The 6224-nt window shown below is 37.0% G+C and carries 7 protein-coding genes; all 7 read right to left on the reverse strand.

Annotated elements, in window-relative coordinates; genetic code table 11:
* Positions 1 to 3: 3 nt before the first annotated feature.
* On the reverse strand, positions 4 to 1386 hold the full coding sequence (locus ISU02_RS02520; protein WP_194700198.1) for an ABC transporter substrate-binding protein: 1383 nt from the start codon (positions 1384 to 1386) through the stop codon (positions 4 to 6).
* A gap of 14 nt (positions 1387 to 1400) precedes the next feature.
* The gene (locus ISU02_RS02525) at positions 1401 to 2225 is read right to left on the reverse strand and encodes a carbohydrate ABC transporter permease (protein WP_194700199.1); all 825 of its coding nucleotides are present in this window, start codon (positions 2223 to 2225) and stop codon (positions 1401 to 1403) included.
* A complete protein-coding gene (locus tag ISU02_RS02530; protein WP_228727701.1) occupies positions 2215 to 3099 on the reverse strand; it encodes a carbohydrate ABC transporter permease in 885 nt (294 codons plus the stop codon). Before ISU02_RS02530 ends, ISU02_RS02525 begins: the two co-directional genes overlap by 11 nt.
* A gap of 11 nt (positions 3100 to 3110) precedes the next feature.
* Entirely contained in the window at positions 3111 to 4166 is a 1056-nt protein-coding gene (locus tag ISU02_RS02535) for a LacI family DNA-binding transcriptional regulator (protein ID WP_323985002.1), read from the reverse strand.
* A 355-nt stretch (positions 4167 to 4521) separates the two neighbouring features.
* Positions 4522 to 5280: a class I SAM-dependent methyltransferase gene (locus tag ISU02_RS02540; protein ID WP_194700201.1), complete on the reverse strand. Its 759-nt coding sequence runs from the start codon at positions 5278 to 5280 to the stop codon at positions 4522 to 4524.
* Positions 5281 to 5646: 366 nt separating this feature from the next.
* On the reverse strand, positions 5647 to 5862 hold the full coding sequence (locus tag ISU02_RS02545) for a hypothetical protein (RefSeq protein WP_194700202.1): 216 nt from the start codon (positions 5860 to 5862) through the stop codon (positions 5647 to 5649).
* A 44-nt stretch (positions 5863 to 5906) separates the two neighbouring features.
* Positions 5907 to 6224: hypothetical protein (locus tag ISU02_RS02550; RefSeq protein WP_207736147.1), on the reverse strand; the 318-nt coding region annotated here is incomplete at its 5' end.

Raw genomic sequence — 6224 nt, forward strand, 5'->3', positions numbered from 1 at the left:
TTCTTATTCAAGGATGCCTTCAATGGCTGTTTTAGCATCTTTAAGGGCTTGTTCCGGTGTTTTTTGACCCAATTTGGCTTGGTCAAGTTCTTTGCCGACGAGATCAGTGAGTTCATTCCAGTTGCCTATTACTGGTGGCACCACTAAAGTATCTAGTGCTTTAAAGACCACTGCTCTGCTTTCAGGCGGTGTTTTTTCTAAATAAGAGGTTAACAAACTTTCATCTGTTAAAGCTGGAAGTTCCCAACTTGAATCCACTCTAATTTTGGCAGCTTCTTTGCTAGAAGTAAGGAATTTTGCCCATTTCCATGCAGCTTCAGCATTTTTGGTATCTTTTGAAATCGCCACACCGTTTGCAAAGAAATGATGTGCTTTTTGTGTATTACCTGGTTCTAGTGCGATGTCCCATGTAAAGTCGGCATCTTTGAAAGAGTCAAACATCCAGATACCCGTTCTGAGCATGGCTATTTTACCAGCTTTAAATAAATCGCCATCCGATTGACCACTCATTTGAGCATCGCTTGGAGACACATGGTATTTTTCGATTTTATCGATCATCCATTGGAGTGTTTCAATATTTTCTTTGCTATCGATAACCACTTCTGTTTTATCATCATTGAATATTTTGCCACCATTTTGTTCTATGGTTTTGTAGAATTCCCAAAATTGGATAGGTGCATAGGTTCCAAAGATCCCTGCATCCGCATCTGTTAATTTTTGAGCAGCAGCGAGTTCATCTTTCCAAGTCCATGAATCGTTTGGATAGTCAAGATTTGCTTTGTCAAAAAGGTCTTTGTTGTAGAAGAAAACCACATTTGAGAAACTTTCTACTAAGCCGTATTGTTTACTGTCATATTTAAAAGCATTAAGCGCCGTACTGTTGAAAATACTGCTGTCAAAATCTGCATCAGCCTTCATGAGATCATCCATGTTGTAAAGTGCTTTTTTAGATGCATATGTGACAAAGTTTTCGTAGTTGAGCTCAAATGTGTCAGGTGCTGTTTTAGATGCAACGACTGTCTGCAATTTTGTAAAATAGTCTGCAAACGAGTAGGTTTCGTAAGTGACTTTGATGTCGGGATTCTGTTTTTCAAATTCAGCAATCATGGCATCTAAATCTTCAAGATGATCTGGAGCTGCTGAAAAAGTCATGTATTTAATTTCGACGGGTTCTTTTGTCGTCGTTGTGTCGGTTGCTTCTGGTGCGGTTGAGCTACTTGCATCTGGTGTAGGTTCATTTGTTTCCACTGCCTTTTGTGCACAACCTGATAACATGCCAAGTAACATCGCTAAGATCAAGATGCCGATAAAAAGCTTTGGATATCGAGTTCTTTGTTTTACATCAGATTTTTTGTTAGACTGACCGTTCATAAAAATGCTCTTCATTAGTTTGCCCTCCATTACTTTAACCCAGTGTGAGTCATGCCTTTGATAATATACTTTTGTGTGAAGATATAGACAAATAAAATTGGGAATATACTGATCATGGTGCCTGCCATAAGTACGTTCCAATCTGTTGTCCATCTGCCTTGAAGTGCTGCAAGTCCCAGTGGTAATGTCATATGTGTCGTATCACTGGTTATGATTAATGGCCAGAGAAAATTATTCCATGAGGCCATAAATCCAAAAATCCAAAGTGTTGCAAATACTGGTTTTGCTAGATGAATGATGATCTTAAAAAATATGGTGATGTATCCGGCGCCATCCATAAAGGCCGCTTCTTCCAGACTTTTAGGAATACCTTTAAAAAATTGCCTCATAAGAAAAGTACCAAAGGCACTAAACATGCCAGGTAAAATAAGTGCTTGATAGGTATTCGTCCACTTAAACAGATTCATAATGATGAAAAGTGGTGTTAAAGTCACCTGTGATGGGACCATCAAAGTGCCTAGATAGATATAAAAAAGGACTTCCCTGCCTTTGAAATCAATCCTTGCAAAGGCATACCCTGCCATTGCACATATAAAAACTTGAAAAAAGGTACTTGTCAAAGCGACAAAGATACTGTTTAAAAAGAATCGCCCCATTGGCATGGCAGTAGTAACCTCTTTATAGTTGTCCAATGTAATTTCCTTTGGAATCCATTCGGGTGGAAAAATCATCGTTGCATCAGATGTTTTCAGTGAAGTGGATAACATCCATAAAAAAGGAAGTAACATGGCAACACTGCCTAAAATGAGAATCACATAAAAAATGAGTTTTTTAAATCGACTTTTATTCATCATAATTCACCCACTTTTTTTGAAACTTATTTTGAATAACCGTAACCGTGAAAATTAATGCAAAGAGTACCCATGAAATTGCGGATGCATAGCCCATTTTATAGTAACTAAATGCGTTTCTGTAGATTTGTTCAACCAAGACACTTGTAGCACCAGCAGGCCCCCCAGCTGTCATAATCCAAACTTGATCAAACACTTGGAATGAATTGATCAGCGATATGGTGATGACGAAAAACGTCGTGGGTGATAACAAGGGCCACGTGATATACCAAAACTTTTGCCAGCGGTTAACCCCGTCTATGCTAGCGGCTTCGTAATAATGGTCTGGAATCTCTTGGAGTCCGGCAAGATAGATGACCATGATAAAACCTATATCTTTCCAGATGCTGGTCATGATGACGCCAGCCATGGCCCATTTTGGATCTTGAAGCCATCCTGGTCCTAGGATGCCTATTAGAGATAACAAGTAATTGATAAGTCCATATTCCGGGTTTAAAAGCCATTTCCAAATCATTGAAACGGCCACCCATGAAGAAATAACTGGGATGAAATAAAGTGCTCTAAATACGACGATGCCTTTTAACTTCTTATTCATAACCAATGCAAGTCCAAGTGAAATGCTTAAAACAAGCGGCAAATAGCCTGCAATAAAAACAAGTGTGTGTTTAAAGGCTTCTCTAATCGTTGGGTCGTTGAAAACCTTAATGTAGTTGGAGAATCCTACCCATTTGATATCACCGATCAAATCCCATTTACTAAAACTCAAGACAAAAGATGCGATTATGGGGATAATGACGAAGATTAGCATGCCAACCAAACTGGGTAATAAGAAAAAGGCAATGGTTAGATACTTTTTAATGCCTTTGTTGCCTACCAAATGATCCCCTCCTATCGTTTACTTTTCATATTTTTGACAGAATTGCGTTCAATGATTTCAATGTCAAGAATGACACTTTTTTCAATTTTAGAATTGCTACTTTTTAGCGTATCCATCAATATATTGGCTGCCTTCATGCCCTTTTCAAATATTTTTTGATCCACGGTGGTGAGTAAAGGATATGTCATTTTAGAGATGGATAAATTATCAAATCCAATGATGCTGATATCATCAGGCACTTTTATATCTGCGGCATGGAAGCTTGCAATGGCACCCGCTGCGATTAAGTCTGCTGTGGCAAATACAGCGGTGACGGCTTGGCACTCTTCTATTATTTTTTGCCCTGCGGTGATACCACATTCGTAGCTGACGGAATCTGCATAGACATAGTTAATATTAAAAGGAATCCCTGCTTCATCGAGTGCTTTTTTATAACCTAAAAACCGTTTTTCTGCAACACCCTCTTTTTTGAGATGTCCTGTGATGATGGCAATGTCTTGATGGCCTTTTTCGATCAAATATTTTGTGGCAATGTAACCGCCATAGAGGTCATCGATGCCAAGATTATAAAAAAAGCCATCGTTGATGTAGCTGTCAATTAGCAAAACTGGAATATTAATTTTTTTAAGTTGTTCATAGAAGCCTTCTTGATAAATGCCTAAGATTATTGCAGCATCTAAATTCCAATTGATCAACACATCGAGATAATTAGAATCTTTATCTACTCCTGTAAGCATCATATAATAATTCTTTTCCCTGAGTTTACTTTCAATGCCACTTACAATTTCACTGTAAAAGGGATTCTCAAGTAAAAATTGTTTATGCGTTTCAGTCTGTGGGATGATGACGCCAATCATCTTGGATTTTTTGGATACCAAACTCCTTGCAGAGTAATCTGGAACATAGCCAAGTTCTTCAATCGCTTTTTCAATTTTGGTCACCGTGTCAGCGGATACCTTACTACTTCTTTTGTTGATGACGTTTGATACAGTCATTGCAGACACCCCTACATGCTTTGCAATATCTTTAATCGTGACTTTCGTAGTGAACCCCTCCTTAAAGTAAATTGAATTTTCTTATAGTATTTATTCATATTATTACAATAGGTTTATCGTTAAACCTAGCGGTTTAAAAAAAATACCTTTCGGTATCATGATCTCGATAAGTCTTAAATTATTTGCAATTTAGCGAGAGATCATATTCAAATTCATTTTAGGGTTTAACGTTAAACTTGTCTGTCCTAAAAAAAACGAACCACGTCGTCTATAATTTAAATATATAGAACTTGTTACGCTTTGTCAATATGAATTCATGAGAAAATAGAAAATAGACCTTGAAAAAGCATCTTTTTACTTTTTCAAAGGTCTACTCTTTTTTGAGTTCTTGAAAATTTATTTGTGCTATATTATTCGTGGTCTATCACTAGCGCTTTTTTAGCACCAGTAAATAACGATGTTCCTTACTCTCAATATACCCTTCTGTTTCAACGCTTTCATGCATTTCCATAAGTTTATCCAAACAGCACTCCACACTAAAACCCTCAAATTCCCATTCGATAATTTTAGCGAGATAAACCAGTGCACCAATATCCAAAAAACGCAGATAAGGAAAACATTCATCTGACTCAATGACTTGAAATCCTAGCAATTGTGCTTCTGAAATTTCACTTTTAAGATCGTTTTCAAATTTAGGCATTTTATCGGGCTTATCTAAAAGAACCTTTGAAAATTCGAAATTGTTAAGCCTTCCCACTTGTTGTGTGATAAACACGCCACCACTTTTTAATGTTCTATAGACTTCTGATAAGTCAAAAGATTCATGTCTGTTGATGATTATGTCAAAGGCATTGTCATCAAGCGGTAAATTAGAATCGTCATTAACCTGTTTTACTTTGATGCCTAGTGGCCTTAGTTTTTCTTCACACAGTTTAACATTGGGTAGATAAGACTCTGTTACTGTGGTAAGGTGATGCGGATGATTAAGTGTCAATAAAAATTCACCGCCACCTGTGCCCATGTCGAGTAATGAATCTGTGGATTTTAAGTAGTTTTTAACAATGTTCTTATAATCCCAAGGTATTGCTTCTTCCTCAGTTCGACCCTCTAAATGTGAAAAATTCCAACCGCTAAAAACATACTCTTCTTCTTTTTGCCATATTTTCTGTAATGCTTCTCTTTTCATCTGATATGCCTCTTATCTTTAATAGAGCTCTATAATTGGCAATACAGCTGACTGATCACATGAAATTTAAGCTCGATACAATCTGTCATCAGATTAAATCAACTGTACCAAGCAGTTACCGATTTTTATAGGGCTATGTAATCTTAATTTTGTGAAATACATATTGCCTCCTAGCGTTTAAAGTCTAATTTAAGCATACACGAATATTATAATAATATCAATGATGTTTCTATTTCTTAAGGAGAAGGCCTTAGTTTTCTTCAAAAAAAACATTATCTAATTTAATGACGTTAATCAAAGCTTCCTCATATGGATGAATCTCTCTAATCATCTTCAAAACGGCTTTTACATAGGGTTCTTCACATCTTATTTCAAGCTTGTATTCTCTGCCGTGATCTTTTTTCCACTGAAAGGCATCGCTTCACCAAGTGGCCTCCAACAACCTTCAACTTCATAATATGAAGCAACATGATCGTAATCACCAACTTTACAAGCACCTAGTTTTGTAGCTTCTTCGATTACAGTTTTGATCAGATTTTTTGGGAGATAGATTTCAAGTTTGTACTGATTGTTGATTCTCACGAATAAATTTCCTCCATATCATATATTAATTGATCGTAGTTCAATCATTGATCAATAAGTTGTTTCACGTGCATTTTTCGCCATTTGCATCTCTGTACAATTCTATCATCTATCAACTTAAGTTTCCATGAATAGAATACAGCTTTCGGCTCAAATCTTGCATACAACAACATTTGAGCCATCTCTCGATGTCTCAAAACGATTTTCGCTGACGCTGTTTGAGGGTGAACATTCCTCATCACAGCTTTCGGCTCAAATCTTGCATACAACAACATTTGAGCCATCTCTCGATGTCTCAAAACGATTTTCGCTGACGCTGTTTGAGGGTGAACATTCCTCATCACAGCTTTCGGCTCAAATCT

The organism is Fusibacter ferrireducens (assembly GCF_015352425.1).
Classification (GTDB): domain Bacteria; phylum Bacillota; class Clostridia; order Peptostreptococcales; family Acidaminobacteraceae; genus Fusibacter_A; species Fusibacter_A ferrireducens.

What these genes read in the sequence shown, in the direction of transcription:
- ISU02_RS02520 (WP_194700198.1), bottom strand. Translation starts at nt 1,386, where the DNA reads ATGAAGAGCATTTTTATGAACGGTCAGTCTAACAAAAAATCTGATGTA.
- ISU02_RS02525 (WP_194700199.1), bottom strand. Translation starts at nt 2,225, where the DNA reads ATGATGAATAAAAGTCGATTTAAAAAACTCATTTTTTATGTGATTCTC.
- ISU02_RS02540 (WP_194700201.1), bottom strand. Translation starts at nt 5,280, where the DNA reads ATGAAAAGAGAAGCATTACAGAAAATATGGCAAAAAGAAGAAGAGTAT.